We start from the raw sequence: 26484 nt of genomic DNA on the forward strand, positions 1-26484 counted from the left end.
CGGCGAGACCGGTCTACCCCTCTCTTTCGGTCGCCGCCGCATCGAGCAGCGCCTCGTACGCCGGCTCGTATCGGTCCGCGATCGTGTCGGGATCGCCGCGCTCCTCGCCGGACAACGCAGGCAGCCGAGTCGTCGCGAGCGGCTCGATCATCTCCGTCAGCGTTCCCGTGTGCTCCTCGAGGCTGCCCTCCCGCGGGCTTCCGGAGGCGACCGCGCGGGCCTTGCGGTAGCGGTCGCCGGCGTAGACGCGCGCCCGGCCGGGGTCGACGACGGCGACCGCGTCGTACTCGACCGACAGCGGCGCGGCGACGTCCCCGTAGGACTCGACGACGACCGGGACGGTCGCGTCAGCCACCCGGTCCGCGAGCCGGTCGAACGCGGGGAGGTACGCCTCCGCGGTCACCTCGTCGAGTTCGGCCACGTCGTCGACGCGGACCGCGTCGGCGAGCGGGAGGCGTTCCCGGAGCGACTCCGGGATCAGCCCCGCGTCCGCGGCCGCACCGTTGAGCACGAACCGCGAGCCGCCCTCGTCGGCCGCGGGGGACGTGACCCGGTCACAGAGGAAGGTCCGGTCCGACTCCCCCAACAGTCCGGTCCGGCCGGGCGTCGGAAGCCACAGCCGGTGAAGGGGGTTGATCGACTCCGGCGTGACCGCGCCGCGGGCGGACGCGTCGTCGCTGCCGGCCGCGTCGCCGGCCGACGCGCCCAGCGGACGCGTGCTCGCGGCCGCGAGCTTCCGAGCGTCCTTCCCGTACAGCCGCCCGGACCCGGCGGCGATCCGGACGTCGTCGTGGTCGAACCAGTGGTCGTTGCCGGCGCGGGGTTTCACCCCGACAGCGTCGCCGACCCGCGCCGTGAGCGTTGCGAGCAGCCCCGTGGAGAACGTCGTCTTTCCGGCGTCGACCCGCGCGCCGCCGGCGACGAGCAGGGTCGGCGGATTCGACGGGTTCCCGTCGTGTGCGTTCGCGTTCACTATTCCTCGGCGTCGGGCTCGTCAGCGTCGTCACCGACGTCGCCGGCGGCGGCATCGTCGCTGGCGTCCTCGGCGAGCCCGTAGTAGCCGGGGCTGTCGTCGGTCGGCGGATCGGCGACGACCATGTCGTCGGCGTGGACCATCACCCACGGGATCGCCCAGTCGATCAGCACGGCCTCGGTGTCGGCGTCGATCTCGGCGTCGGGCTCGAGCCCCTGGAGCAGCCGCCCGATCTCCGGGATCGTGTACAGCAGGTCCGGCTCGAACAGCTCGGCCGGCTCGTAGAAGTCACACGGGAACGTCTCCTCGAAGGCGGATCTCGGTTCCGGCATGTCGGGCGGCTACGCTCGCGGTTCCGTAAACGCTGGCGATGTTCGCCGCTGGCGGGGTGCGACGGTGTCAAAAAACGTCGGGGTTCGACGCGCGGGGCGCGCGTTCCGGCTGTCGGGTTACTCGAACAGCTCGACGGCCTGCTCGTAGCGGGCGGACGGCTCCTCCCAGTCGACGACCTCGAAGAAGTTGTCGACGAACTCGCCGCGAGCCGGGCCGTAGTCGTGGTAGTAGGAGTGCTCCCAGACGTCCAGCGCGAGGATCGGGTGGCCGCCCCAGATCGCACCCTGGTCGTGTTTGTCGACCACGACGTTGCGGAGCTGGTTCGAGAACGTGTCGTAGACGAGGAGCGCCCAGCCGCTCGCCGCGGAGGCCGCCGCCTCGAACTCGCCCTTCCAGGCCTCGTACGAGCCGAAGTCCTCCTCGATGCGGTCGGCGAGGTCGCCCTCGGGCTCGTCGCCGCCCTCCGGCGACATGTTCTGCCAGAACAGGTCGTGGAGGATGTGTCCCGAGGAGTTGTGGGTCACGTTGCGGATCGCGCCGCCCGACGAGGAGAAGTCACCCTCCTCGCGGTTGGCCTCGAGCGTCTCCTCGGCCGCGTTCCAGCCGTTCACGTACCCCTGGTGGTGGGTGTCGTGGTGCCATTCGAGCACCTGCTCGGAGATGTGCGGTTCGAGCGCGTCGTAATCGTACGGGAGCGGATCGAGTTCGTAGCTCATGCTTGTATCACCTATCCCCAACATGGATAGGAAACCTGTTAAAGATAATGCGGTACCTGATACCACACGTCACCGGACGCGAGTGTTACCGGACGCCGACGAACGCGGACGGTACGCTCGCGGTTCGGGCGAAACGGGGTTTCCGGGGGCGACCGCGGATCGATCAGTCCACTCGGACAAATGTAACCACTATAAGTTACTCTCATTTTCGAAAACGACAAACAGCAAGACCCTGCCGCACTCGGACGGTGGGGCTGGGATTCGAACCCAGGAAGCCGTGAGGCTACCGGTTTTCAAGACCGGCGCAATGGGCCACTCTGCCACCCCACCCCGAGTTGACGTGTCGGGGCCCCCCGACTAAGGGATGTCGGTGTCGGGCGGTGCCGCGAACGCTCACCGAAAGAGCCGGAACGACCCTTGCCCGACGACGACCTCCGAGGAGCCGTTCTCGGTCGTGCTCGTCACCGACATCTCGCTGACGCCGATGGAGCCGCCGGAGCGGACGACCGTCGCCTCCGCCTCGAGGTCGCCCTTGGCGGGTCGCAGGTAGTTCGTGTTGAGGTTCACCGTCGCCACGTCGCCCGAGAGCGGGTCCTCGAAGGCGGTCCGCTGGGCGAGCCCGCCCGCCGTGTCGATGAGCGTCGCCGCGACGCCGCCGTGGATCGTCCGCCCGTCCGCGTTCGTCAGCTTCCGGTCGAACGGGATCGACAGCACCATCCGCCCGCGCTCGACCACGTCGACCGACGTGTTGAGCCACGAGAGGTAGCCGTGCTCCTCCTCGATCCGGCGTTCGATGAGCGACACCGCCTCCGCGGGAAGCGGATCCGTCTCCGAGACCTCTCCCTCGTCCATACCCCGGAATCGCCGCCGACCCGTTTGTATCCAGGGGATCCGCGTGAGCGACCCGGCGGTTCATACCCGATCCCGCGGCAGACCCTCCGTGACCTGACGAACCGCCCGCGGCGGCCGAGGCGGGAGCCCGGCGCACCGCCGCGGAGCACGACCGCGAGCGCCGGCTGTTCGCCCGATCATCTCCTCGCGAGCGGACGCTCCACTTCGGCGGCCGGCGGTCGGCGGCTCACCCGACGCCGAGCCGGATCGGGTCGTCGCTCCGCTCGATCGTGATCTCGACGGCGTCGCCGACCGCGAACTCGTGGTCCGGACAGACGACCTTCGCGCCGTAGTCGCCGTCGCGGGCCGCGAACAGCGACAGCCCCGTGACGCGGTCCCCGTTCGCGGTCACGTCGATCGGCGCCCACGCGATCCCCCGATCGGCGGCCACGCCGACCCGCGTTCCCCACAACGAGACGGCTCGACCGGCGTCGACGGCGGCGAACGCGCCGCCGCCCGCGTAGTGGGCCAGGCCGCCGTCGAGCGGCACGCCGCCGTCGCTCGCGATCGCCGCGAACTCGCCCGGAGCCGGATGCGTCGGCGCGTCCAGGGTGACGTGGCTCGGCCCGCGTTCGAGGACGACGCCGGTGCCGTCCCAGGGAACGCCCGCGACGGCCGCGTCCACGTCGACCGGGAGCGACCCGCTCGCGCGGCGCGCGTTCGCCCCCGGCGGGCGGAACCCGAGATGGACGTGGTCGTCGACCCACCGTCCGAAGAATCCGGAGCGCGTCATCGGGCCGAGGGAGTCGCCCACGTCGATCCGGTCGCCCGGCTTCACGCTCGGGGTCACGTGAAGGATCCGTGCGACCGTGCCCGGCGCCGTCCCGGTCCGCCGACACCACGCCTCGTCGAGGTCGACGACGATCAGGTGGTCCTCGGACGCGGCGTACGATCGATCGGGGCAGCCGACGGTGTACGTCTCCCGGACGACGCCGGAGACGGGAGAGATGCCGTCCTCGCCGTCGGGATAGAGGTCGATCGCGTTCCCCGCGTCGTGTGCGGGGTACGGGGAGTTGAACCGCGAGAACCGCCGATAGCGGGAGACGACCGCCGCGGGGATCCGGACCGGAGCGGTCACGTCGACGCGACCTCGATCCCGTCGATCTCGAAGCACGCGCCGCCGCCCGCCTCGTCGACGACCCGGACGGACCAGCCGTGCGCGTCGACGATGTCGCCGACGATCGCGAGCCCGAGGCCCGTGCCGTCGTCGAGGGAGACCCCGCGTTCGAAGACCCGACCCCGTTCGTCCGACGGGATCCCCGGTCCGTCGTCGGCGACCCGGAGCGTGACTCCGTCGTCGGTTCGCTCGGTTCGAACCCGCACGGTCACGTCCTCGCCGGCGTGCTCCACCGCGTTACGGAACAGGTTGGCGAGGAGCTGCCGGAGCCGGTCGGCGTCGGCCGACACGGTCTCGTCGGCGGCGTCGACGACCAGCGTCGCCGCTCCGGTTTCGAGGCGCGACCAGACGGTCCGGACCGCCGCGTCGATCGAGACGGGTTCGACCTCGTCGACGGCGCGTCCCGCGGTGGCGAGCGAGAGGAGTCCCTCGATCAGCTCGTCCATCCGTTCGTGGGCGTCCGCAGCCCGTTCCAACGCCCCGTCGTCGCCGTCGCCGTGACGGGCCAACTCGACGGCCGCGGTCGCGGCTGCGAGGGGGTTTCGGAGGTCGTGGCTGACGACGCCGGCGAAGTCCTCGAGCCGCTCGTTCTGGCGTTCGAGCTGGCGCTCTCGACGCTCCAAGGCCTCCTGTCGCCGCTCGCGTGCCGTCACGTCCCGAAGGAGGAAGACGTGCCCCCGGTCCGTTCCGTGTGGGTCCGTGATGGGATCCTCCTGGACGTCGAACCGGCGGCCGCCGATGGTGATCGGATGTTCGTCGCCGGACTCCAGCTCGGGAAACGCCGTCGACAGCGACTCCCCGACCGCGTCGGCGGGGAGGATCCGCTCCGCGGCGGGGTTGAGGTCGCGGATCCGGCCGTCGGAGCCGGCCACGATCACGGGGTCCTGCATGACCTCGACCGCGGTGTCGCGCGCGACGACCGCGGCGTCGAGGGTACCGAGCCAGAACACCACGCCGTACAGGAACACGCCGTGGACGACGAACGCCGCGGGCGTCCAGTCGACCGTCGGGTAGCTCCCGAAGTCGACGACGGTCGCGATCCCGGCGAGCAGCGGAAACAGCGTTCCGAGGAGGGCGACGAACGTCTGGAGCCGATAGCGGTTCCCGGTTCGGCGATAGAGGTCGACGATCACGAGGAGACCCGCTGCGTACAGGCCGTAGGCGTACACAACGAAGATGAGCCCCGCCGGGCCGAGCCCGGTCTGGACGAGCGTGAACGGTCCCTCGACGATCGGCTCGAAGGACCGCCGCGCCAGCCCGTGCGTCCGGCTCGACCACGCCAGGAGCACCCAGAGGAACGCCGGCGTCGCGAGGCCGATCAGCCGGCGCTCGGTCCGCCACTCGTCGCGGCCGGCGTACGCGAACGCGAAGACGATCCAGAGCACGGGTAGCGCGGCGAGGAAGGGCGTCGCGACCTGGAGCGCCCCGATCATCACCGACGGGTCCGGGCTCGCGACCCTGACCGCGTACAGGACGGCGACGACGCCGGCACAGCCCAGGTAGAGCGAGACCTCGAGCCCTCCCGGCTCGTCGCGCTCGGTCCACGCGGTACGACCGAGCAGGAGACCGACGGCTCCCGAGAGCAGGCAGGCGAGAAGGTACGCCTGGACCGGAACGGCGGTCGGGTCGCTCATCGATACCGGAACCAGCCCAAGGACCAGCAAAACCTTTGCGCCATTCCCCGAAGCGACCGCGTCCGGACGCAAGCGGTTTGTCGGTCGCCCCCGTCGCGGCCCCCATGCGGGTGCTTCGGGGACGGGGGGCGACCGTTCGGGCCGACCGCGAACACACCGCCCGGCTGCTCGCCGACGCGGCTGACGGGAGTCCCGGCGTCCGGGTCTGGGCACCGCCCCGGCAGGTCGCGTTCGGTCGCCGCGACGCGCGGGAGTCCGGGTACGACCGGGCGCGTCGGGTCGCCGAGGCGGCCGGGTTCGCCCCGGTCGAGCGCGACGTCGGCGGGCGTGCGGTCGCGTACACCGGGCGGACCCTCGCGTTCGCGCTCTCGGTCCCGCTCGACGGGGACCGAGGCCGGATCGACGAGCGCTACGCCGACGTCACCCGCGCGGTGCGATCGGCGCTCGGGAGGGTCGGAGCCGCGGTCTCGCCCGGCGAGCCCTCCCGCTCGTTCTGTCCGGGCGATCACTCCCTCCGCGTCGCCGGGGGCGGGAAGGTGGCGGGGACGGCCCAGCGGGTCCGTGCCGACGCCGCGCTCGTCGCGGGCTGTCTCGTGGTCTCGCGCTCCGACGCGGCGGCGCTGGCGACCGTTCTCGAACCGGTGTACGACGCGCTCGACGTTCCGTTCGATCCGGAGTCGATCGGGAGCGTCGCGGAGGCCGGCGGGCCGGTCGAAGCCGAACGGATCGCGCGGGCCGTCGAGGAGGCGCTGATCGACCTGGCGGACGCCGACTCCCCGCGGGTCGATCGGGTCGGAGCCGAGCCCTGGTGAGCCGAAACGGCCCACGACGCGGCGAGACGACGCTTCGCCGCGCTCTCGGCGTATCGCGCTTTCGACGTGCTTTTTATTCGCGGGCGTCTCGGTCCGCGCATGGCCGAATTCAAAGTCGTCGTCGCCGACCCCGAGACCGGCGAGACGTTCCAGCGAGAGGTCGACGGACAGGACGCGAACCGATTCCTCGGTCGAGACGTGGGCGACGAGATCGGCGGCGACGCCGTCGGACTCTCCGACCACACCGTCGAGATCACCGGCGGCTCGGACGAGACGGGCCGACCGATGCGCGAGGACGTCTCCGGAACGCGCCTGAAGGAGCTGCTCCTCGAGGGCGGCGTCGGGTTCAAGCCGTCCCGCGAGGGCGAGCGAAAGCGGATCACCGTCCGCGGTCGCGAGATCGCCGACGACGTGGCCCAGATCAACGTCTCCGTCGTCGACGGCGAGGGCGACGTCGCCGCGGCGTTCGACGACGAGTAATCCGGCTTCATGCCCCGCGTTCCCTCCGACGACGAGAGCGTCGCGTCCGTCCGCGTGACGCTCGCCCGCAGCGGCGGCACCCGCCGACCCTGCGTCCGCCTCCCGGCCGACGCCGACCTCGAGGGGCGCGTCGAGTCGGGCTCGTGTACGTCGCTCGCGCTCGCGGACGGTGACCTCGTCCGGCTGGTGATCGACCGCGAGGAGTGCCACGCGCGGGTCCTCGCCGACGCCACGGGGCGGCTGCTCCGCGGGGCGTACGACAACCGGCGGCTGGCGCGCGATCCCGGCGCGGGCGAGAACCGGCTCGCCGCGTGGCTCGACGCAAACGACCGGGAACCGGGCGAGAGCGTCGTCCTCGACGTCGTGGTTCCGGGCGAGCTGTACGGGCTCCGGATCCCCGGCGAGCGCGCGGTGTACGACGCGAACCGCGGTCCACGGTCCTCGCTGTCGGACATCGCGCGGGACCTCGACGGCTGAGACGCGATCGCCGGGGGCGCGAGCCGTCGTGCGGCGATCGAGACGCGACCTCGCGGTCCCGACCGGCGACGGGCCGGATCGCTTATTCTCTCGCGACCCCGATCCCCGTACATGAAGGAGGTCGACGCGGATCTGACGGCGCTCGACCGGGGGATCATCAACGCGTTCCAGGGTGGGTTCCCCGTGACCGCGCGCCCGTTCGAGCCCGCCGCCGCCGCGCTTCGTGACCACGGACTGGCGGTCACCGGCTCCGAGCTCTGCGAGCGCGTCCGGGAGCTCGACGAGTCGGGCGTGCTCTCGCGGTTCGGCGCGCTCGTCAACGCCGAGGAGATCGGCGGCGCGGCCTCGCTCGTCGCGATGCACGCGCCCGAGGACCGCTACGAGGCGATCGCGGAAACGGTCAACGACTTCACCGCGGTGGCACACAACTACGAGCGGGAGCACCCCCACCTCAACATGTGGTTCGTCGTGAGCGTCGCCGACCACCCCGACCCCGACAAGGACGGGAGCGACCGGGTCGAGGAGGTGCTCGCGGAGATCGAGGCGGCCACCGGCCAGGAGACGTACAACCTCCCCAAACTGCGGGAGTTCCACGTCGGCGCGAAGTTCCTCGTCGACGGGCCGGTCGCCGACGGCGACGTGGACCTCTCGGGGCTGGCCCCCGACGTCGAGCCGTCCGGTCGCTCGACGCTCTCGCCCGCCGAGCGTGACCTCGTCGTCGAGATCCAGGGCGGGCTGCCGGTGACGGAGACGCCGTACGCGGACGTGGCGGCGGCGATCGACGCCGACGTCGACTGGGTGATCGAGACGATAGAGCGGTTCCGGCTGGAGGGGAAAGTGCGTCGGGTCGGGGTCATCCCCAACCACTACGCGCTCGGGTACACGGAGAACGGGATGACCGTCTGGGACGTGCCCGAGGAGGTCTTGGACGAGGTCGGCCCCACGGTCGCGGATCTGGAGTTCGTCACGCACTGCTACCAGCGTCCCCGGCACGCGGGCGTCTGGGAGTACAACTTCTTCGCGATGACGCACGGCCGGACCGAGGCCGAGAGCGAACGCCGCGTGGCGGAGGTGAAGGAGACGATGGCCGACTACTGGGACGTCGGCTCCGACGACTGGGACACGCTGTTCTCGACCCGAATCCTGAAGAAGACCGGGATCCGGATCGAGGAGCGCGCCGACAGCAACACGGCCTGATACGCCGTGGCGACGACTCCCACACCATGATACCGCTGTACCACGACCTCTCCGAGGAGACCGTCCTCGTCGTCGGCGGCGGCGCGGTCGGCCGGCGGAAGGCCCTGAACTTCGCGGAGGAGGCGCGCGTCGTCGTCGTCAGCCCCGCGTTCGACGACCGACTGGTCGAGGCGGCTGCCGAGGACGACTCCCCGATCGGCCTGGTTCGTGCCGCCCCGAACGCCGACTCGGTGTCGGCGTGGGTCGACCGCGTCGATCCCGCGCTCGTGGTCGCCGCGACCGACGACCCGGCGGTGAACGCGGCCGCGGAGGCGGCGGCGCTCGACGCGGGGCGCCTGATCAACCGCACCGACGTCTCCGGCGGGCGCGATCCGGGGAGCGTCGTCGTCCCGGCGACCGTCGCGGACGACCCGGTCAGGGTGGCGGTCTCCACGGGCGGGCGGAGCCCCGCGCTCTCGAAGGCGCTCCGCGAGCGGATCGGCGCCGAGATCGAGGGTGCCGGGGCGATGGCCGAGCTCACGGGGGAGCTGCGTGAGGAGCTCTCGGCGGCGGGCGTCGACCCCGAGATCCGCCGGGAAGCGATCCGCCGAGTCGTGCGATCCGAGGGGGTTTGGAAGGGTTTACAAAAGGGGAGATCCAAGGCTCGAATCGAGGCAGACAACGTGATAGAGGAGGTCGTCGACCGATGAAGGAGCCGGGTGCGATCACGGGCGTGAGCGTCGCCCACGGCGACGCGACGATAGACGAGATCGACGCCGCCGGCGGCGAGAGCGTCCGGGCGACCGTGTCGGACCTCCTCGCGCGCGACGGGGTCGAGGAGGCGTTCGCGCTCCGGACGTGTAACCGCTCGGAGGCGTACGTCGTCACCGACCGGACCACGAAGGGTCGGGAGGCGCTCGAGTCGTTCGCGCCGTCGGTCCGCGGCGCGGCGGTCCGCCGGCTCGACCACGAGGGCAGTCTGGAGCACCTGATGCGGGTCGCCTCCGGCCTCGAGTCGCTCGTCCTCGGCGAGGACCAGATCATCGGCCAGATGCGGGAGGCCTACGAGGAGTCCCGCTCGGCCGGCGGGATCGGTCCCGTCCTGGAGGACGCCGTCACGAAGGCGCTCCACGTCGGGGAACGCGCCCGCACGGAGACGTCGATAAACGAGGGGGTCGTCTCGCTCGGCTCCGCGGCGGTCCGGCTCGCGGCCGGCGAGATCGACCTGACGGACGGCACCGCGGTCGTCGTCGGCGCGGGCGAGATGGGCACGCTCGCGGCCCGCACGCTCGACGCCACGACGGTCTCGGAGATCGTCGTCGCGAACCGGACGGTGCCGAACGCGCGGTACGTCGCCGAGGAGGTCGACACCGACTCGTCGGTCGTCCACCTGAGCGACCTCCCCGCCGTGGTCCCGGACGCGGACCTCGTGATCACGGCGACCGGCAGTCCGGAGCCGGTGCTCGACCCGGCGGCGTTCACGGGCGTGGACCGGATCGTCTGTATCGACATCGCCCAGCCCCGCGACGTCGACCCGGAGACCGGCGATCTGGAGGGGGTCTCGCTGTACGACATCGACGCCCTGGAGGACGTCACCCGCGAGACCCGGAGGCGCCGGGAGACGGAGGCCCGCGAGGTGGAGTCGATCATCGACGAGGAGCTCGACCGGATCCTCCGGTCGTACAAGCGGAAGCGCGCCGACGACGCCATCTCGGCGATGTACGCCGGCGCGGACCGGGTCAAGGCCCGCGAGCTCGACCGCGCGCTCACGAAGCTCGAGGCGCAGGGCGGGCTGACCGACGACCAGCGCGAGACCGTCGAGGCGATGGCGGACGCGCTGGTCGGCCAGCTGCTCGCGGCCCCGACGCGGTCGCTCCGGGACGCCGCCGGCGAGGACGACTGGGAGACGATCCGGACGGCGCTCGAGCTGTTCGACCCCGAGTTCGACGCCCCGCCGGAGACGCCGGGCGGAACCGACGGCGAGGTCGAAGCCCCCGCCGGCGCGCCGTTCGACACGATCCCGGACTCCGCGACCGAGGAGCTCGACGACTGACGCCGGGTACGTTTTCGACCGAAACCCGCTTCTTACGGACGAGGTGGAGTCCCCGCTCTGGCACGTACGCTGGACGTTCTCGGCTTCCACGTCGAGGCGGGTTTCGTACGCTGTGAGGATGAAGCCGGACCGCGACTCGTTCACGTTGAACCCTTTCGAGAGACGGAGTTGACCATGCGTGTCTCCGAGAGGAGGAGTCGGCCGTGCTTACGATCCGTTCCGCGCCCAAAGACGGGATACCCCCTCGATTTTACAGGTGGGCGGAAGACGGTTTAGCGGCCGAGACCCTCGAGATCCGGCCTGCCGTGAGTTCGCCAACTAGTGTGACATGACGAGCGGCTCTTCTCGAGTTTCCGCAAGTCACTCTTCGGATTCTTTTCTCTGGCGACCGTCCAACCGGCACGAGCGCGACGCCGGCAGGTGTGGGCACGCTCGTCCGGGACGGTGGCGAACCGAAAAGAAGGCCGGACGGCTGACCCTACTCGTCGGGTCCGCCGGCGACGTACTGGGTGACGTTTCCGAGGTTCATCGCCACTGCGAGGAGGATCGCGATCACGAGGACGATGAAGGCGGAGATCGCGTTCATCTTCGGCGCGGCGCCGTACTTGATCATCGAGAACATCGCCGTCGTCAGCACGTCCATCGTGCCCTTGGTGAAGAACGCACGGATGAAGTCCTCAAACGATCGGATCCACGCGAACAGGAAGCCCGCGCCGACCGCCGGGGCGATGATCGGCAGCGTCACATCCCGGAAGGTCTCCAGCGGACTCGCACCCAAGTCCCGCGCAGCCTCCTCCAACTGTTCGTCGAAGGTGTACAGCCGGGCGGAGACGATGAGAAGGACGAACGGGAACCCGTACACGGAGTGGGTCAACACGAGAGTCAGGAACCCAGGGACGAACAGGTCACCCACTACTGGGATCGCGGACAGCAGCGTCCGGAAGTAGATCAGGAGCGCGATACCCAGAACGACGCCGGGAACGATCATCGGTAGGATGCCGAAGGTCCGGAACGCGGACTTCAGCGGGAACTCCCGGCGCGCGAGGGCGAACGAGGCCAGCACGCCGAGCACCGTTGCGATACACGCCGCAACCGTCGCGACCTGGGCGCTATTAAACAGCGCCATCATCAGTCCGGGATCGGAGAACGTCGCGGCGTAGTGCTGGAGGGTGAATCCCTCGAACGGGAACAGGGTGCTCGCGTTCTGTGCAACCGAGAGGAATACCATCACTGCGAGCGGGATCCACAGGAACACGAGCAACAGCCCCGCGATTCCGTAGAGTCCCCGGCGCAGCCAGCGCTCGCGGGTCCGGTGGTCAAAGAACCGTTCGACGGTCGTCACGTCAGTCGTGTTTTCCGTGTTAGTCGCCATCTCAGACACCTCCCAGTTCGTCGACGTCGACGTAGCGGAAAGCCAGGGCGAACGCGACGACGATGGTCAAGACGATGAACATCGAGCCAGCGCTACCGTAGCCGATCGCATACAGCGAGTTGATGCGCTCCTCGATCAGTTGGCCGATCATCAATACCTTCCCCTGTCCGAGGAAACGTGGCGTGATGAAGGCCCCGAGGGAGGGGACGAACACGAACAGGCTCCCGCTGATGATTCCCGGTAACGCGAGCGGGAGAATGACGTCTTTCAGTACTGCCGGACGCGACGCACCGAGATCACGGGCCGCCTCGACGAGTGAGAAGTCGATGCCGTCGAGGCTCGCGTATAGCGACAGTAGCATGTACGGGAAGTATGCGTGCGTCAGACCGACGATGATCGCCGGGACCCCGAAGTTGAACACGGCTAGAGGCTCGGATATCATCCCGAGTTTGAGCAGCGTCGCGTTGAGAACCCCGTTCGGACCGAACATCAACAGCCACGAGTAGGCCCGCACGAGGTACATCGTGAAGAACGGGAGGAGCACGAGGAAGATGACGACCTTGAACACCCGCCCGCCTTTCCGTGCGAGCAGATAGGCGAGGGGGAAGGCAAGCGAGAAACACATCACGGTCGTCACTATGGCGATCACATACGAGAGCAGCAGCGACTCCATGAACGCGGTGTTCCAGAACGAGCTCTCCCAGGGTAGACCGGGGCCGGTAAGTTGCCCGTAGTTGTCCAGCGACGGCTGCCAGACGATGTTGTACGCCTCGTTGATGTTCATGAAGCTCACCGTCACCATGAACGTCAGCGGCGCCAACAGCAACAGGCCAAGCCAGATCGTCGAGGGTCCGGCGGTCAGAGCGAGCTTGCCTCTGGCCGTCCGGAGCAGCGATCTGTTGTTGGTGTCTGTGCTTGCGGCCATCTTACGCGGACTTGATCTCCTCCCACGCAGTGAGCCAGGCGTCTTCGTTCTCGACAGACTTGAACGGGATCATCGACTCCAGCTGTGAGGGATCGATCGCTCCGAACATCTCGTTTTGCTCGTCGCTCAGGTGCTCCTGGGTCTTGGGGTTGACCGACGGAGAGTACCCGATCTTCGCCAGAGACGCACCGTTCTGGGGCGAGATGTACTCGTTGATGACCTTCCACGCGGCCTCTTTGTTGTCCGACGCCTTCGAGACGACCGCGGATTCGAACCACGCCAGCGATCCCTCCTTCGGTGCCGCCATCTTGGGCCAGGTCTTGCCGTTCGACCACATCTCGACGATCTCGTTGCGACCGGACTGGCCGATGACGAAGTTCCCCTGATTGAACTGCTTAATGTAGGTCGGGTCGGCGGCGATGTACCCTTGAAGCATGTCCTTCTGGTCGATCATCGTGTTCTTCACTTCCTCGATCTGGTCCTCCGAGAGGCTGACCGACGATCCCTCGAAGGCGTCGCGGTACCCGAGGTACAACGCGGCTCCCGACATGGCTTTGAAGTGGTTGTCGTACATGATGATGTTCCCCGAGTACTCGTCGTTGAACAGCATGTCGTAACTCTGCTCGTGGTCCTCGGAGACCTCCCGCGAGTCGTAGGAGTAGCCGTACCACCCGAAGCGGATCGGGACGCCGTACGTGTTACCGCCGCTGGTGAACTGCGACTCCTGGAACCCCTTGAAGACCTCGTAAATGTCCCCACTATTGGTCATCACGTCCTCGTTGACCGGCGCGGCCAGGTCCGCGTCCATCATCTTCGGCACGTAGTTGTTGTTCGGGATCGCGATGTCGTACTGCTCGTTTTGACCCGAGTTCCACGAAGAGAACATCTTCGAAGAGGAGGTCGACTTCGTGATCTCCAGCGTGACTCCCACCTCGTCTTCGATCCTGGATTTGATGTCCGGGTCCGCGTATTCCTCCCACGTCAGGATGTTGATCGTCTGTGATCCACTGCCACCACCGAGACCACCGAGACAGCCTGCGGTCCCCGTGAGTCCCACCGCACCGGCACCCGCTATGTAGGTCCGCCGCGAGACCGTACTGTTACCGCTCGATGCCTGATCGCCGTCAGTCTGACTGTCAGACATATCAACCGCGTAGTTTTTACTACCCTTTTATAAAATTATGTATCATGACATTCGATCCTTCAGTCGGTAAGTTTATACTCGACTCTTGGAAACGCCGTGCCATGGCATCGCAAGGGAAGACCGCTACAAGTGATGAGACACTCGTGGAATTGGACGACGTCCGCAAGGAGTTCGGTGACCTCGTCGCGGTCGAGGGCATCGATTTCACCGTTCGACAGGGCGAGTTTTTCACGCTCGTCGGTCCCTCGGGCTGTGGCAAGACGACCACCCTCCGGATGATCAGCGGCTTCGAACATCCCACCGACGGGGAAGTCCGCATCGGCGGACAGTCGATGGCGTCAGTCCCGCCAGAGGCGCGAGACACAAACCTCGTTTTTCAGCATCTGTCACTGTTCCCGCATTTGACTGTCGCCGAGAACACTGGCTACGGACTGAAAAAGAAAGGCCTTCCCGGAACCCACGACGACGACAGGTCGGAGGAGAAAATCCGCGAGGAGCGTATCTCGGAATACCTCGATCTCGTGGACCTCTCGGGATTCGAGGACCGCAACCCCACGGAGCTGTCCGGCGGGCAGCAACAGCGGGTCGCACTCGCGCGTGCGTTGGTCAACGAACCCGCCGTGTTGTTGCTTGACGAGCCGCTCTCCTCGCTCGACCGGAAGCTGCGGAAGCTAATGCAAGTCGAGCTCCGGAAGATACACGAGAAGACGCAGGGTGCCTTCTTCTATGTGACCCACGACCAGGAGGTCGCGATGACGCTCTCCGACCGTATCGCCGTGATGAACGAGGGTCACATCGAGCAGATAGGCAGTCCCGAAGAGATCTACCGCGAGCCCGCCACCCCCTTCGTCGCCAATTTCATCGGGGACACGAACCTCTTCGACGCTGAGATCCGCGAGCAGGATGGAGCCATGGTCGCCGAGGTCGGGGGCGAGGAAGGGTTCACCGTCCCAGCATCCGGATCGGCGAGGGAGACCACCGTCTCGATCCGCCCCGAGGACTTCGAGATCGGCGAGTCGGGAGCGATCAGCGGCACGGTCCGGGAACGATACTTCCAGGGCGATCAGACGAACTACGTCGTCGAACCTGACGCCGCTCTCGACGAGATCCAAGCCGTGATTCAGGGGCGACAGACCGACATCTCCGTCGGCGATCGGACGGCTCTAGAGATCGTCGAAGGGGCGCCCGTAGTCTTCTGAACGACTGCGGATCAAGAACCCGGCTGAAGTCGTTGGCTTCCCTCGTGTATCTCTGCGAATCGGTCGGTCGTTCATGGCGATAGCGAACGGCGACCGCTGCTGCCGCTCTGTTCGGTTTTGTTTCTCGGGTAGCACCCGTCTCGTCTGATCGATATCACGTCTAAACGGGGCCGAGTCGCCGTACGTCGCGAGCCGACGGGAACCCTTTTTCTTCGGCGTCCGTAGGGACGCCCATGGAGCTTCAGCGATTCGTCGACCGGCTTGACGACCGGCTCGACACCGACGCGTACGCCGACGTCGACGCCAGCGCGAACGGCCTCCAGGTCGGCCCGGAGACGGGGTCGGTCGAGCGCGTCGCGTTCGCGGTCGACGCCGCGACGGCGACGATCGAGGCGGCGGCCGACGCCGGGGCCGACGTCCTCGTCACCCACCACGGGATCTCCTGGGGCGGGATCGACCACGTGACGGGGCGGACGTACGACCGGATCGCCGCGCTCGCGGAGCACGACCTCGCGTTGTACGTCTCACACCTCCCGCTCGACGGCCACCAAGAGCTAGGGAACGCCGCCGGCGTCGCCGACGCGATCGGGCTCGCGGAACGGGAGCCGTTCGGGACGCTCGGTCCGGTCACGATCGGGACGCTCGGGGAGACGGCAGAGCCGCTCCCGCCGGAGACGATCCGCGACCGCCTCGACGGGTTCGAGGGGGCCACGAACGGGACCCGCGTCCTCGCGTTCGGCCCGGACCGGATCGAGCGGGTCGCGGTCGTCACCGGCTCCGGGGCCGACTGGCTCGACGAGGCGGCCGCGGCCGGCGCGGACGCGCTCGTCACCGGCGAGGGGAAACAGCAGGTGTACCACGACGCGCGGGAGGCGGGGGTCACGGTCTTTCTCGCCGGCCACTACGCGACGGAGACGTTCGGGGTGCGCTCGCTCCAGTCGCTCGCCGAGGAGTGGGGCCTGGAGACGACGTACGTGAGCCACCCCACCGGGCTCTGAGCGGCGGACGCGCGCTCGGACAAACGACTCTTTGTGTATTCGCTACGTTATAGCCCGCTCCCGCCGTTCTCGAAGGTATGCCACGACAGAGACGACGCCTCGCCGGGCTCGGGATCGCGATCCTCGTCCTCCTGGCCGGCTGTGCGGGCGTATCGGGCACCGTGGCCGACGGCGACTCGAGTTCGCCGGAGGTGACGGGGACGAACGACCTCGAGCGATCGATCGAGGTGACGGCGGAGGGCGAGGCGTCGGCCGAGCCCGACCGCGCGACCGTGCTGCTCGCGGTCGAGTCGGCCGCGTCCGACGCGGGAACCGTCCGCAGCGACCTCGCCGAGAGCGACGGGGCGCTCCGGAGCGCCCTCTACGACTGGGGGCTGAGCGAGGACGACGTCCGGACCGAGCGCTACGACATCCGGCAGACGCGCGAGATGCGTCCGGACGCGAACCGCAGCGAGTACGTCGGCGTCCACGTCTACGCCGTGAGCGTCGACGACGTGGACGCGGTCGGCGAGGTCATCGACGTCGCGGTCGACGCCGGCGCGGACGGCGTCCGGCAGGTCACCTTCGGGCTCTCGGACGAGCGCGCGGACGAGCTGCGCTCGGAGGCGCTCGGCGACGCGATGGACAACGCTCACGCCGAGGCCGACACGCTCGCCGCCAACGCCGACCTCGAGGTGACCGGCGTCTACACCGTCTCGACGACGAACGTGCGGACCATCCCGTACGCGGCCACGGCCCTCGCGGCGGAGGCCGACGACGCGAGCGGCGCGCCCCGAACCGGGATCGAGGCCGGCGACGTCGACGTGAGCGTCTCGATCCGAGTCGTTTTCGGCGCGGAGCGGGCGTAGGGCGGTCGACGTTCCTCGACGCTCCTCCCTTTTATGCCTCCGCCGGACCGGCGGGGGACGACGTGACGAACGCACGCGGCGTGGACGTCGGTGACGTGTCTCGCGGTCCCAGTGTACATGTTTTGTGAGCATAATTCAACGCGTACTTATGTCCAAGAAGCATAACTCGCGTCGATGACACGATCGTTCACGCCAACGACGATCGCGGACCTCGATCCGGAGCGGCGCCCGTCGTTCGCGGCGGCGCTGGTCCCGGTTCTCGCGGTCGTGGCGTTTCTCGGTATCGGGTCGGCGGTGCTCGGGTTGGACCCGCACCCGCCGCTTCTGTGGGGTATCGTCTTCGTCGGCGCGTTCGGACTGTGGCTCGGGTACGATTGGGACGAGCTGTTCGAGGGGATCGCGAACGGCCTCCTGATGGGGCTTCAGGCGCTTCTCATCATCTTCACCATCTACGGACTGATCGCGACGTGGGTGAGCGCCGGCACGATCCCCGGACTGATGTACTACGGGCTGGCGACGCTCACGCCCGCGACGTTCCTCCCGGCGGCGGCCGTCCTCGCCGGCGTCGTCGCGTTCGCCATCGGGTCGTCGTGGACCACCGTCGGCACCCTCGGCGTGGCGTTCGTCGGGATCGGCGCGGGACTCGGCGTTCCTGCTCCCATGACGGTCGGCGCGGTTCTCTCCGGAGCCTACGCCGGCGACAAGCAGTCGCCGCTGTCGGACACGACGAACCTCGCGGCGGGCGTCACCAACACCGACCTCTACGCGCACATCCGACGGATGCGCGACGGCACGGCCGCCGCCTTCGGGCTCGCCGTCCTCGGGTTCGTCGCGCTCGGGCTCCGGACGGAGGGCGCGATCCCCGCCGGCCGCATCGCGGAGATACAGGGCGCGCTCGGCGAGACGTACGCGATCTCCGTGCTGGCGTTCCTCCCGCTCGTCGTCACGTTCGGGCTGGCGCTCCGCGGGTACCCCGCGCTGCCGACGCTCGTCGCCGGCGTCCTCGCCGGCGCGGCGACGACGGTCCTCGTCCAGGGGACCGGCTTCGTCGCCGCCTGGGAGGTGTTCATGTACGGCACCGCGCCGGAGTCCGGCTCCGACCTGGTGAACGAGCTGCTCGCGACCGGCGGGCTCACCGGCTCCGCCTGGACGATCACGGTCGTGGTCGCGGCGCTGTCGCTCGGCGGGATCCTGGAGCGGACCGGGGTGCTCGCGGTCATCGCCCACGAGTTCACGACCGCCGTGCGGACCCCCGGCGCGCTGGTCGCCGGAACCGGCGTCGGGGCGGTCCTCATCAACGCGCTCACCGCCCAACAGTACATGAGCATCGTCCTCCCAGGGGTGACCCTCCGGAACACCTACGAGGAGTTCGGGCTCGACAGCGACCAGCTCTCGCGGGCGGTCGAGGCCGCGGGGACGCCGACCGGCGCGCTGTTCCCGTGGCACGCGGGAGCCGTGTTCATGACGAGCGTGACCGGCGTGCCGACGCTGGAGTACGCCCCGTACTACCTCTTCGCGTTCCTCTCGCCGCTCGCGCTGCTCGTCGTCGCCGTGACCGGGCGCTCGCTCGACGTCGCGGAGCGACCGACGCCGGCGGCCGCCGACTGAGCCCTCCGCTCCGGGTTCGAGCGCTGCGGGGAGACCCCCTCGCCGCCCGCCCGAACGCAACCCTTACCGCCCGCCTGCCCGCAGTCGGGGTATGCGCGACCACTTCGAGATCCGGGACCACGACGCCGCCGGGCGGATCGGCCGGCTCGAGGTCCCCCGCGCCGGCGTGACCGTCGAGACGCCGGCGCTCCTGCCCGTCGTCAACCCCAACGTCCTGACGGTCGAGCCCGAGCGGCTCCGGACCGAGTTCGGCGCCGAGATGCTGATCACGAACTCCTACATCATCCGGAGCACCGACCGGATCCGCGACCGCGTGCTCGAGGAGGGACTCCACGACTTCCTGGGGTTCGACGGCGCGATCATGACCGACTCCGGCTCCTTTCAGCTCGCCGAGTACGGCGACATCGACGTCACGACCGCGGAGATCCTCGAGTTCCAGCGTCGGATCGGCAGCGACGTGGCGACGCCCGTGGACGTGCCCACCCCGCCGGACGTCGACCGCGACCGCGCCGAGCGCGAACTCGAGACGACCCGGCAAGCTCTCGCCGACGCCGAGGCGGCCGACACGGGCGGGATGCTGCTCAACGCGCCCGTCCAGGGCTCGACGTACCCGGACCTCCGGGAGGCGGCCGGCCGGCACGCCGCGGGAACCGACCTCGACGTGTTCCCGGTCGGCGCGATGGTCCCGCTGATGAACGCCTACCGCTACGCCGACGTCGTCGAGGCGGTCACGGCCGCGAAACGCGGGCTCGACCCGGACTGTCCGGTCCACCTCTTCGGCGCGGGCCACCCGATGATGCTCGCGCTCGCGGTCGCCACGGGCTGTGACCTGTTCGACTCCGCCGCCTACGCGCTGATGGCGCGCGACGGCCGCTACCTCACGGTGTCGGGGACCGAACACCTCGCGGAGCTGTCGTACTTCCCCTGTTCGTGCCCCGTCTGTGCCGAGCACACGCCCGCCGACCTCCGCGAGGGCGACGACGACCGGGCGGAACGGCTGCTCGCCGAGCACAACCTCCACGTCACCTTCGAGGAGATCCGGCGGATCAAAGCCGCCGTCCGGGACGGGACGCTCCTGGAGCTGGTCGACCGCCGCGCCCGCGGCCACCCGGCGATGCTCGACGGCTACCGCGCGCTCCTCGATCACGCCGGGCAGCTCGAGACGACCGATCCCGTCTCGAAGGACGCGTTCTTCTACACCTCCCACGAGTCCGCCCGCCGCCCGGAGGTCGGCCGCCACCACGACCGGCTCGCGCGCCTCGAGACGCCGGCCGACCTGCTTCTGACGGAGTCGAAGCCCCCCTCGAGCCACGACCACGACGCGGTCTGGCGGGTCAAGCCGCCGTTCGGCCCCTTCCCGCGGGCGCTCTCGGAGACGTATCCGCTCACCGCGGAGACCCCCGACCGGGTCGACCCCGCGGCTCAGGCCGCGGCCGCCGAGGGGGTTCGGCGGCTCGCCGAGGCCAACCCTGAGACCGCGATCACGCTCGGCCACGACGGCTGGGCGGCGACGGCGCTCGAACGGGTTCCCGACCGCGTCGCCGTCGACGACCTCCGGGACCTCGGCCGGTAGGCGTTCCCGTTCTGCCGGCTCCGGGTCCTCTCACTCGGCCGGTTCCGTGCGCTCCGGCATGCGGCCCGTGAAGTCCCAAGAGTGGAGCCGCTCCGGCTCGATCCGGACGTGGACCTCCTCGCGTTCCGGCCGCAGGAGTCGGTCGCCGAGTTCGTTGTCGGTCCCGCCGAGGTACCGCTCGAGGAGCGACCGGAGGAGCCGCTTCTCCTCGTCCGCGCTCGTCGTCGCCCGGCCGCGACCCCGGACGCCCTTGTACGGCGGATCGTTCGTCGATATCTCGAAGGAGACGCGGTCGTCCGCCTCGAGGAACCGGACCACGTCGGCGTCCGCGCCCGTCGCACAGTGGATCGCGCCGTCCCACCGGAACCACAGCGACACCATCCACGGGTCGCCGGCGGGCGTCCGGCAGCCGATGCGGACCGGGATCGTCGCGTCCGCGAGGAACTCGTCGACGCGCGCCCGGTCCCACGGGCCGGTGAGGTTCATGCGACCCGTTCGGGCGGGGACGGCCTAAAACCACCGTCGGGTTCGGCCGGTCGAGACGACGGCTCCGCCGAGGAGCCGGCGGGCGTGCGGTCAAGCGCGGGAGCGCTCACGGGTCGACCCGCGCCAGCCACGCCGCCGGGTCGTCGAGCTCCCCCGCCGTCGGGAGGCGTTCCGGGCGCTCCCACACCGCGCTCGCGGCGGCGAGTCCCCGTTCGTCCGCGACCCGTTCGAAGAAGGCGGCCCCGCGCTCGTACTGCCGCCGTTTGAGGCCGAGTCCGAGGAGGCGGCGTGCGAGCCGCGTCACCGGTCCGCCGCCGCCCCGCCTGGCGTCGAGCTTCCGGCGGAGGTCGGCGTACTCGTCGTCGAAGGCGCGGTCCATCACCAGCTCGGCGTACCCCTCGACCGCCGTCATCGCGGTCTGAAGCTCGGCGAACGCGTCGGGATCGAGCCCGCTCGCGCGCAGTCCGTCGATCCCGCGCTCGACGCGCGACTCCAGGTACCCCGACAGCCACGGGGCCGCGCCGAACTCCGCGGCGTGGGTCACCTCGTGGAAGGCGATCCACCGACGGAACCGCGGGTACGCGACGTCGAGGTCGGCGGCCACCGCGACGACGTTCGGGTGGACGAAGTAGAGGCCGTGGTCGGCGTCGGGGTCGTCGGCGAGCAACAGCGGGTCGTACTGGCCGAGCACGGTCCGCGCGAGAAAGCCGAGCGCGAACGCCATGGAGCCGGTGTTGACGACCCGCGAGAGCTCGGGCATCGCCGGGGTCGCCGCCGCCTCGATCGGCTCCATCACGTTCCGGAACGTCTCGCGGTTCGCGTCGATCCAGTGGTGGCGGTTCTGGACCTCGATCGCGTCCGGAACGGCGAAGTCGACGCCGGCGACCTCCCGAAGCCGATCGCGCGCGTCCCGCACGTCGGTCGCGTAGCCCTCCCGATCGGCGGGCGTCAGGTCGAGGCGTCCCGGCTCCGTGCTCGCCTTGGCGGCCTCCCCGGCCTTCGCCCAGTCGACGAGGCCGGTGCCGGACGCCTCGGAGACCGCCCGGAGGCTTCGGAAGACGTTCATACGATCGGGAGGCGTGCCGTCCTCAAGTCCCTTGTGTCGGTGCGGAGCGTGACGATGGCGAAGCGTGGCGATGGCAGGATCGCAACGGCAACGAGAACCGACTCTCACGCGCCGAGGTCGTCGATCTCGGCCGCGTCCTCGAGGTCGCCGTCATCGAGCAGGCGCGCGGCCGCGACGCCGAGCGCCGCGAGGAGCGCGACGACCGCCAGGGCCGCCCCGATCGATCCCGCCGAGGGACGACACCCGAGCATCCCGCCGTCCGCGTCGCCGGGTGTCGTCTCGTCGGCTACCCGGTCAGTCTCCCCCTCGTCGGCGTCTTCGCCGCCGAGGAGCCCGTTCGTCCCGATCCGGACCGCTCCCTCCTCCAGGTGGATCTCGAGCAACGTGAACGACGTGTCGGTCATGCCCGACGCTTCGCGGGCCGACCGCTTAACCGTGGCGTCGGTCCGGACGGGCGCGCTCCCCCTCCCGCTGCCGCGGTCGTCGACCCGCGGGCGGGACCGCGAGCCTCTCTTCGCCCGACACGAACCGGAGCGCATGGACGAGTCCCGCCGCGCGTTCCTCGCCGACCTGCTCGCGAGGGTCGTCGGCGCGGCCGGCGGCGTCGGCTCGTTCGCGGTCGACCTCTGACGCGCTCGCGGCCGATCGCCGCGGGCAGAGGCGACCGTGAACGACCGACTCGACCGCGACAAACCGAGACACGGCGGGGTCGAAACGGAACTGTTTTACTGTGGAACGCCCTACCCGGAAACGCGACGGAACACGGACGCACGCTCTGGTGGTGTAGTCCGGCCAATCATCTTGCCCTCTCACGGCAAGGACCAGGGTTCAAATCCCTGCCGGAGCATCCAACTCCGTCGCCTTCCTTCGACGCGTTTCGCCGACCAGCCGCGGCTTCGTGCCCCGCCGTCGACCGTCCACGTGGAGCAGGACGCTCCCTGTCGGCGGTCACGCGGCCGCGCCGAGCGCGTCGAGCCGATCCACCGACACGCACCGTTTTGACGCCGGGCTTCGAAGGAGGCGGCATGAACCGGGTCCGCATCGACGACGTGGAGAACGACGTACAGCCCGCCGCGGTGATGCGGAAGCTCACCGAGCCGCTCGGGCTCACCGACGTCGCGATCAACTACTACGAACTCGAATCGGGCGACAGCTTCGCGTTCGCGTACCACAGCCACGAGGTACAGGAGGAGGTCTTCTGTGTCCTCTCGGGCACGGCGACCTTCGAGACCGAGGACGGCCCGGTCGCGGTCGGTCCGAACGAGATCGTCCGATTCGGCCGCGAGGAGTTCCAGCGCGGCTGGAACCACGGAGAGGAACGGGTTCGAGCCCTCGCGATCGGCGCGCCGCTGGAGTACGGGTCTCAGCCGAAACTCCGGTACTGCGAGGAGTGTGACGCCGAGACCGACACGGAGCTGAACCGGATCGACGACGACGGGGAGGAGGTCGTCGTCGCCCGATGCGTCGAGTGTGGGTTCGAGACCGGCCGCTGGTATCGCGGGTCGATGGACGGGACGGTTCCCTGAGCCGGACCGTCAGTCCGACGGGTACCGCATCCGTCCCGACCTCAGCCGGTCTCGACCGCCTCCTCGAGCACCGTCTCGTCGCCGTGTCGGACCTCGACCCGGTCGGGGACCGGAGCCTCCCTGAACGCGACCGCGACCTCGTAGGGGTGCGTCTCGCCGACGTCCGGGCACGCGTCGCCCTCCCAGTCGAGGTCGTCCTCCGTCGTCAGCCGGATCAGGAGACGGGAGCGGGTCAGGTCCGCCCCGACGAGGTCGATCCGGTAGCACTCGCGCGCGCCGTCGAGCAACTGCCCCCTGACGGTGAGACGCGGCGGGTCGGCGTCGAGCGCGCGGAGCAGGACGGCTGCGTCCCGGTAGGCGGGTTCGCCCGGGTCGAACTCGCCCGTGTGCTCGCGGCGGACCGTCACCTCGGCCCCGTCGACGGTCTCGGGAACTTCGCCCCACGGGAACGTCGGACAGCCGGCGAGCGGCACGGTCGTACTCGCTGCCGCGACCGCGAGGAGGGCTCTGCGTCGCATGCGCGGAAGGTGGACGGGACCCGAGAAGAGTCTCGTGCGGCGTCGGGTCAGTCGTCCTCGGATCCGACCGCGTCGTCGTCCTCGTCCCGGACCGCCTCGCCCGGTCGGAGGGCGTCGCCGCCGTCGGTCTCGACGGCGGACGTCGAGGGCGTCCCGGCGGCCGGCGTCGTCGAGGGGTCGTCGACGGCGGCGTCGGCGGCGTGAGCCCCGAACTCGAAGCCGTCCGCCCGCCTCTCGCGCGTCTCGAACTCCCCGGCCAGCGTGCGGAGCTCGTCGGCGCGCGTCGAGAGCGACTCCGCGCTCGTCGAGATCTGCGCGAGCGCCGCGGTCTGTTCTTCGGCCGCCGCCGAGACGTTCTGTGCCTCGCTCGCGGTCTCGACGCTCACCTCGGAGACCTCGTCGATCATCGAGACCGCCTCCTGGGTCGAGTCGGCCTGGTCGTCGGTGGCGTCGTTGATCGACTGGATCCCGGCGTTGACGTCGGAGACGTCCTCCACGATCGTCTCCAGCGTGTCGACCGTCTCGTCGACCACGTCACGACCGCGCTCGACGTCCTCTTCCATCGCGAACATGTCGTCTGCGACCGAGTGGGTCGACGCCTCGACGCCCGCGATGAGCGACTCGACCTCCGTCGTCGCCTCCGCGGTCTCCTCGGCGAGGTCCTTCACCTCGCGGGCGACGACGGCGAACCCCTCGCCGGCCTCGCCCGCGCGGGCCGCCTCGATCGAGGCGTTGAGCGCGAGGATGTTGGTCTGTTCCGCGATGTCGTCGATCAGTCCGACGACCTCGCCGATCCGTTCGACCTCGTCCCGGAGCGTCCGCATCTCCTCGACGGTGCGTCCCATCTCCGAGTCGATCCGGTCCATGTGGTCGATCGCCTCGTTCGCCCGCTCGCGACCGTCCTCGCCGGCGGTCGCCGCCGTCGCCGACCGCCGCGCCAGCTCGTCGGTCGAGGAGGCGATCTCCTCGACGGTCGCCGAGAGGTCGTTGAGCTCTGCGGCCGCGGTCGAGAGGTGCTCCTCCTGGCGCTCGGTACCGACGGATATCTCCTCGACGCTCTCGGCGACGTCGACGCTCGTCGACTCCACCTCCTCGGTGGAGGCCGTCACCTCGGCGCTCCCCTCGTCGACGGTCTCCGCGGCGTCCTGGATCGAGACGACGAGCGCCTCCACCCGATCGAGCATCTCGTTCGTCGACTCGGCGATCGCCGTCATCGCCGCGCTCTCGCTTTCGGGATCGAGCCGTCGGGTGAGGTCGCCCTCGGCGACCGCGTCGATCGTCTCGCCGTACTCGTCCGCCTTCGTCTCGAGATGCGTCGAGAGCGCCTCCGCCTCCTCGCGCGCGGCCGCGGCGTCCTCGGCGGCGTCCTCGGCGGCCGCGATCTGTTCGCGCAGCGTCCGGCGAATGCGGTCGATGATCGCGGAGAGCTGTCCGAACTCGTCGGTGCGTGAGCGGTCGACGTCGACGTCGAGCTCGCCCGACTCGATCGCCTCGGCGTACCCCCGGAGCTCGTCGACGGACCCGTTCACGTCCCGCGAGATCAGTAGCCCGACGGCGAAGAGTCCCAGGACGGCGATGCCGATCAGCAGCAGGACGCTCCGCGTGACGTCGCCGACGGTGCCGTACACCGCCTCCTCGGGCGCGGCGACGACGACCGCCCACGGCTTGCCCTCGACGGGCACGGTGGCCGCGACGAGCCGGTCGGCGTCGACGACCTCCTGTTGAGCGTCGGAGACCTCGTCGACCCGCGGCTCGGTCACGTCCGAGCGCAGGTGTGAAAGCTCCTCGATGAGGAAGTACTCGTTCAGGATCGCCTCGTCGTCGCCGGCGAGCGCGACCCGGCCGGTCCGCGTCGAGACGATCTCCATGCTCGACCCGTCGATCGGCGGCGTCAGCAGCTCGCCGCGCTCGGAGAGGTCCGCCGTGACCACGATCGCCTTGTCCGTGTCGGTCGTGACCGGACTGACGAAGCCGATCCGCTTCTCGCCCTCGACGGCGTACGGCTCGAACGAGCGGGCGACCTGGTGGCTTCCGAAGGCGCCGGTGCCGACCGCCCACGGCCGGTCGGAGATGGTGTGGATGGTTCCCTCCTTCATCGGCGAGGTGCTCACCAGGATCTCGTCGGTCGTGAGGTCGTAGTAGTGGACGTCGACGACGTACTCGGGGAGGGCCCGCTCGTTGCCGAGGAGCTCCTGTCGGATGGTGTGTTCGTTCGACGTCCGGATCCGGCGCGTGTCGGAGATCCGCGCCGCGTGACCCTCGCCCTCCGCGATGAAGCCCTCGATCCCCTGTGCCTCGCGTTCCGCGGAGGAGAGCAGCGTGTTCCGGGCGTCGGATTCGACGCTGGCTTGTACCTGATCGAACGTCAGCGCGCCCGCGCCGAGCAACACCGCGGAGACGATCAGTATCACGCCCGCGATCTTGAAGAAGTACCGACCGCGAAGGCGGTCGTAGAGGCGGCGAGTGACACCCGATCCCTCGTCTGTTGACATTGTACCGCGGTTCTCATAGGGGAACATAAACGCATGCGACCAGTTATCAAAGACGATATTCGAGGAG

At 69.5% G+C, this 26484-nt stretch carries 27 protein-coding genes, 2 tRNA genes and 1 pseudogene; 14 read left to right on the plus strand and 16 right to left on the minus strand.

All coding sequences use genetic code 11. The features are described 5' to 3' along the window. Window positions 1-13 precede the first annotated feature (13 nt). The 7 genes from DJ70_RS10220 to DJ70_RS10250 form a co-directional block, all read right to left on the minus strand. Window positions 14-973, minus strand: coding sequence for an ATPase (locus tag DJ70_RS10220; protein ID WP_094532662.1), 960 nt, complete (start codon window positions 971-973; stop codon window positions 14-16). Then, on the minus strand, window positions 973-1305 hold the full coding sequence (locus tag DJ70_RS10225; protein ID WP_094532666.1) for a DUF5827 family protein: 333 nt from the start codon (window positions 1303-1305) through the stop codon (window positions 973-975). The genes DJ70_RS10220 and DJ70_RS10225 overlap by 1 nt, the downstream gene beginning before the upstream one ends. Before the next feature lie 117 nt (window positions 1306-1422). After that, entirely contained in the window at window positions 1423-2022 is a 600-nt protein-coding gene (sod, locus tag DJ70_RS10230; RefSeq protein WP_094532669.1) for a superoxide dismutase, read from the minus strand. A 246-nt stretch (window positions 2023-2268) separates the two neighbouring features. Next, window positions 2269-2352, minus strand: a tRNA-Ser gene (locus DJ70_RS10235). Between the two features lie 63 nt (window positions 2353-2415). After that, complete coding sequence (locus tag DJ70_RS10240) at window positions 2416-2874, minus strand: PaaI family thioesterase (protein ID WP_094532672.1); 459 nt, start codon at window positions 2872-2874, stop codon at window positions 2416-2418. A 226-nt stretch (window positions 2875-3100) separates the two neighbouring features. Then, window positions 3101-3991 carry a hypothetical protein gene (locus DJ70_RS10245; RefSeq protein ID WP_094532675.1) on the minus strand — a complete coding sequence of 297 codons (891 nt, stop codon included), beginning with the start codon at window positions 3989-3991 and terminating at the stop codon, window positions 3101-3103. Beyond that, complete coding sequence (locus tag DJ70_RS10250) at window positions 3988-5664, minus strand: sensor histidine kinase (protein ID WP_094532678.1); 1677 nt, start codon at window positions 5662-5664, stop codon at window positions 3988-3990. The genes DJ70_RS10245 and DJ70_RS10250 overlap by 4 nt, the downstream gene beginning before the upstream one ends. A 104-nt stretch (window positions 5665-5768) precedes the next feature. Between DJ70_RS10250 and DJ70_RS10255 the strand changes: the two genes are divergently transcribed. The 6 genes from DJ70_RS10255 (at window position 5769) to hemA (ending at window position 10662) form a co-directional block, all read left to right on the plus strand. Beyond that, window positions 5769-6476: a lipoate--protein ligase family protein gene (locus DJ70_RS10255; RefSeq protein ID WP_094532681.1), complete on the plus strand. Its 708-nt coding sequence runs from the start codon at window positions 5769-5771 to the stop codon at window positions 6474-6476. Window positions 6477-6575: 99 nt separating this feature from the next. Next, complete coding sequence (locus DJ70_RS10260) at window positions 6576-6956, plus strand: 30S ribosomal protein S6e (protein WP_094532684.1); 381 nt, start codon at window positions 6576-6578, stop codon at window positions 6954-6956. A 9-nt stretch (window positions 6957-6965) separates the two neighbouring features. After that, entirely contained in the window at window positions 6966-7433 is a 468-nt protein-coding gene (locus DJ70_RS10265; protein ID WP_094532687.1) for a DUF7112 family protein, read from the plus strand. Between the two features lie 111 nt (window positions 7434-7544). Next, window positions 7545-8630, plus strand: coding sequence for a siroheme decarboxylase subunit beta (ahbB, locus tag DJ70_RS10270; protein ID WP_094532690.1), 1086 nt, complete (start codon window positions 7545-7547; stop codon window positions 8628-8630). Between the two features lie 26 nt (window positions 8631-8656). After that, a complete protein-coding gene (locus tag DJ70_RS10275; RefSeq protein WP_094532693.1) occupies window positions 8657-9319 on the plus strand; it encodes a precorrin-2 dehydrogenase/sirohydrochlorin ferrochelatase family protein in 663 nt (220 codons plus the stop codon). Beyond that, window positions 9316-10662, plus strand: coding sequence for a glutamyl-tRNA reductase (gene hemA / locus DJ70_RS10280; protein WP_094532697.1), 1347 nt, complete (start codon window positions 9316-9318; stop codon window positions 10660-10662). The genes DJ70_RS10275 and hemA overlap by 4 nt, the downstream gene beginning before the upstream one ends. A 1-nt stretch (window position 10663) precedes the next feature. Here hemA and DJ70_RS17790 read toward each other — a convergent pair. The 4 genes and pseudogenes from DJ70_RS17790 to DJ70_RS10295 form a co-directional block, all read right to left on the minus strand. Then, window positions 10664-10839, minus strand: a pseudogene (locus DJ70_RS17790) (RNA-guided endonuclease TnpB family protein); the annotation flags it as partial. A gap of 301 nt (window positions 10840-11140) precedes the next feature. Beyond that, window positions 11141-12034 carry an ABC transporter permease gene (locus tag DJ70_RS10285; protein WP_094532761.1) on the minus strand — a complete coding sequence of 298 codons (894 nt, stop codon included), beginning with the start codon at window positions 12032-12034 and terminating at the stop codon, window positions 11141-11143. 1 nt (window position 12035) lies between these two features. Further along, window positions 12036-12959, minus strand: coding sequence for an ABC transporter permease (locus DJ70_RS10290; RefSeq protein ID WP_094532700.1), 924 nt, complete (start codon window positions 12957-12959; stop codon window positions 12036-12038). A 1-nt stretch (window position 12960) separates the two neighbouring features. Beyond that, window positions 12961-14103 (minus strand): ABC transporter substrate-binding protein, encoded by a 1143-nt coding sequence (locus tag DJ70_RS10295; RefSeq protein WP_094532703.1) that lies wholly within the window; start codon window positions 14101-14103, stop codon window positions 12961-12963. 101 nt (window positions 14104-14204) lie between these two features. Between DJ70_RS10295 and DJ70_RS10300 the strand changes: the two genes are divergently transcribed. The 5 genes from DJ70_RS10300 (at window position 14205) to tgtA (ending at window position 20329) form a co-directional block, all read left to right on the plus strand. Continuing rightward, window positions 14205-15302: an ABC transporter ATP-binding protein gene (locus tag DJ70_RS10300; protein ID WP_094532706.1), complete on the plus strand. Its 1098-nt coding sequence runs from the start codon at window positions 14205-14207 to the stop codon at window positions 15300-15302. Between the two features lie 233 nt (window positions 15303-15535). After that, a complete protein-coding gene (locus DJ70_RS10305; protein ID WP_094532708.1) occupies window positions 15536-16300 on the plus strand; it encodes a Nif3-like dinuclear metal center hexameric protein in 765 nt (254 codons plus the stop codon). A 77-nt stretch (window positions 16301-16377) separates the two neighbouring features. Beyond that, on the plus strand, window positions 16378-17148 hold the full coding sequence (locus DJ70_RS10310) for an SIMPL domain-containing protein (protein ID WP_094532710.1): 771 nt from the start codon (window positions 16378-16380) through the stop codon (window positions 17146-17148). Window positions 17149-17322: 174 nt separating this feature from the next. Further along, window positions 17323-18756 carry an arginine/ornithine antiporter ArcD gene (gene arcD / locus DJ70_RS10315; protein ID WP_094532712.1) on the plus strand — a complete coding sequence of 478 codons (1434 nt, stop codon included), beginning with the start codon at window positions 17323-17325 and terminating at the stop codon, window positions 18754-18756. A 91-nt stretch (window positions 18757-18847) separates the two neighbouring features. Continuing rightward, window positions 18848-20329 carry a tRNA guanosine(15) transglycosylase TgtA gene (gene tgtA, locus DJ70_RS10320; RefSeq protein WP_094532714.1) on the plus strand — a complete coding sequence of 494 codons (1482 nt, stop codon included), beginning with the start codon at window positions 18848-18850 and terminating at the stop codon, window positions 20327-20329. A 30-nt stretch (window positions 20330-20359) separates the two neighbouring features. Here the strand turns inward: tgtA and DJ70_RS10325 are convergent, their stop codons facing one another. The 3 genes from DJ70_RS10325 to DJ70_RS10335 form a co-directional block, all read right to left on the minus strand. Continuing rightward, on the minus strand, window positions 20360-20815 hold the full coding sequence (locus DJ70_RS10325; RefSeq protein ID WP_094532716.1) for a pyridoxamine 5'-phosphate oxidase family protein: 456 nt from the start codon (window positions 20813-20815) through the stop codon (window positions 20360-20362). A gap of 106 nt (window positions 20816-20921) precedes the next feature. Further along, window positions 20922-21881 (minus strand): zinc-dependent metalloprotease, encoded by a 960-nt coding sequence (locus DJ70_RS10330; RefSeq protein WP_094532718.1) that lies wholly within the window; start codon window positions 21879-21881, stop codon window positions 20922-20924. A gap of 104 nt (window positions 21882-21985) precedes the next feature. Beyond that, a complete protein-coding gene (locus DJ70_RS10335; RefSeq protein ID WP_094532720.1) occupies window positions 21986-22285 on the minus strand; it encodes a hypothetical protein in 300 nt (99 codons plus the stop codon). Here DJ70_RS10335 and DJ70_RS10340 point away from each other — a divergent pair. The 3 genes from DJ70_RS10340 to DJ70_RS10350 all read left to right on the plus strand — a co-directional run bounded on the left by DJ70_RS10340 (window position 22284) and on the right by DJ70_RS10350 (window position 23407). Beyond that, a complete protein-coding gene (locus DJ70_RS10340) occupies window positions 22284-22511 on the plus strand; it encodes a hypothetical protein (protein WP_094532722.1) in 228 nt (75 codons plus the stop codon). The genes DJ70_RS10335 and DJ70_RS10340 overlap by 2 nt on opposite strands. Before the next feature lie 142 nt (window positions 22512-22653). Beyond that, window positions 22654-22728: transfer RNA gene (locus tag DJ70_RS10345), tRNA-Glu, on the plus strand. A 178-nt stretch (window positions 22729-22906) separates the two neighbouring features. After that, a complete protein-coding gene (locus DJ70_RS10350; protein WP_094532723.1) occupies window positions 22907-23407 on the plus strand; it encodes a cupin domain-containing protein in 501 nt (166 codons plus the stop codon). Between the two features lie 41 nt (window positions 23408-23448). Here the strand turns inward: DJ70_RS10350 and DJ70_RS10355 are convergent, their stop codons facing one another. Then, window positions 23449-23925 carry a hypothetical protein gene (locus DJ70_RS10355; protein WP_094532725.1) on the minus strand — a complete coding sequence of 159 codons (477 nt, stop codon included), beginning with the start codon at window positions 23923-23925 and terminating at the stop codon, window positions 23449-23451. Window positions 23926-23972: 47 nt separating this feature from the next. Continuing rightward, window positions 23973-26417 carry a methyl-accepting chemotaxis protein gene (locus tag DJ70_RS10360; protein WP_094532727.1) on the minus strand — a complete coding sequence of 815 codons (2445 nt, stop codon included), beginning with the start codon at window positions 26415-26417 and terminating at the stop codon, window positions 23973-23975. Window positions 26418-26484: the final 67 nt, after the last annotated feature.

Source organism: Halorubrum halodurans, assembly GCF_002252985.1.
Classification (GTDB): Archaea; Halobacteriota; Halobacteria; order Halobacteriales; family Haloferacaceae; genus Halorubrum; species Halorubrum halodurans.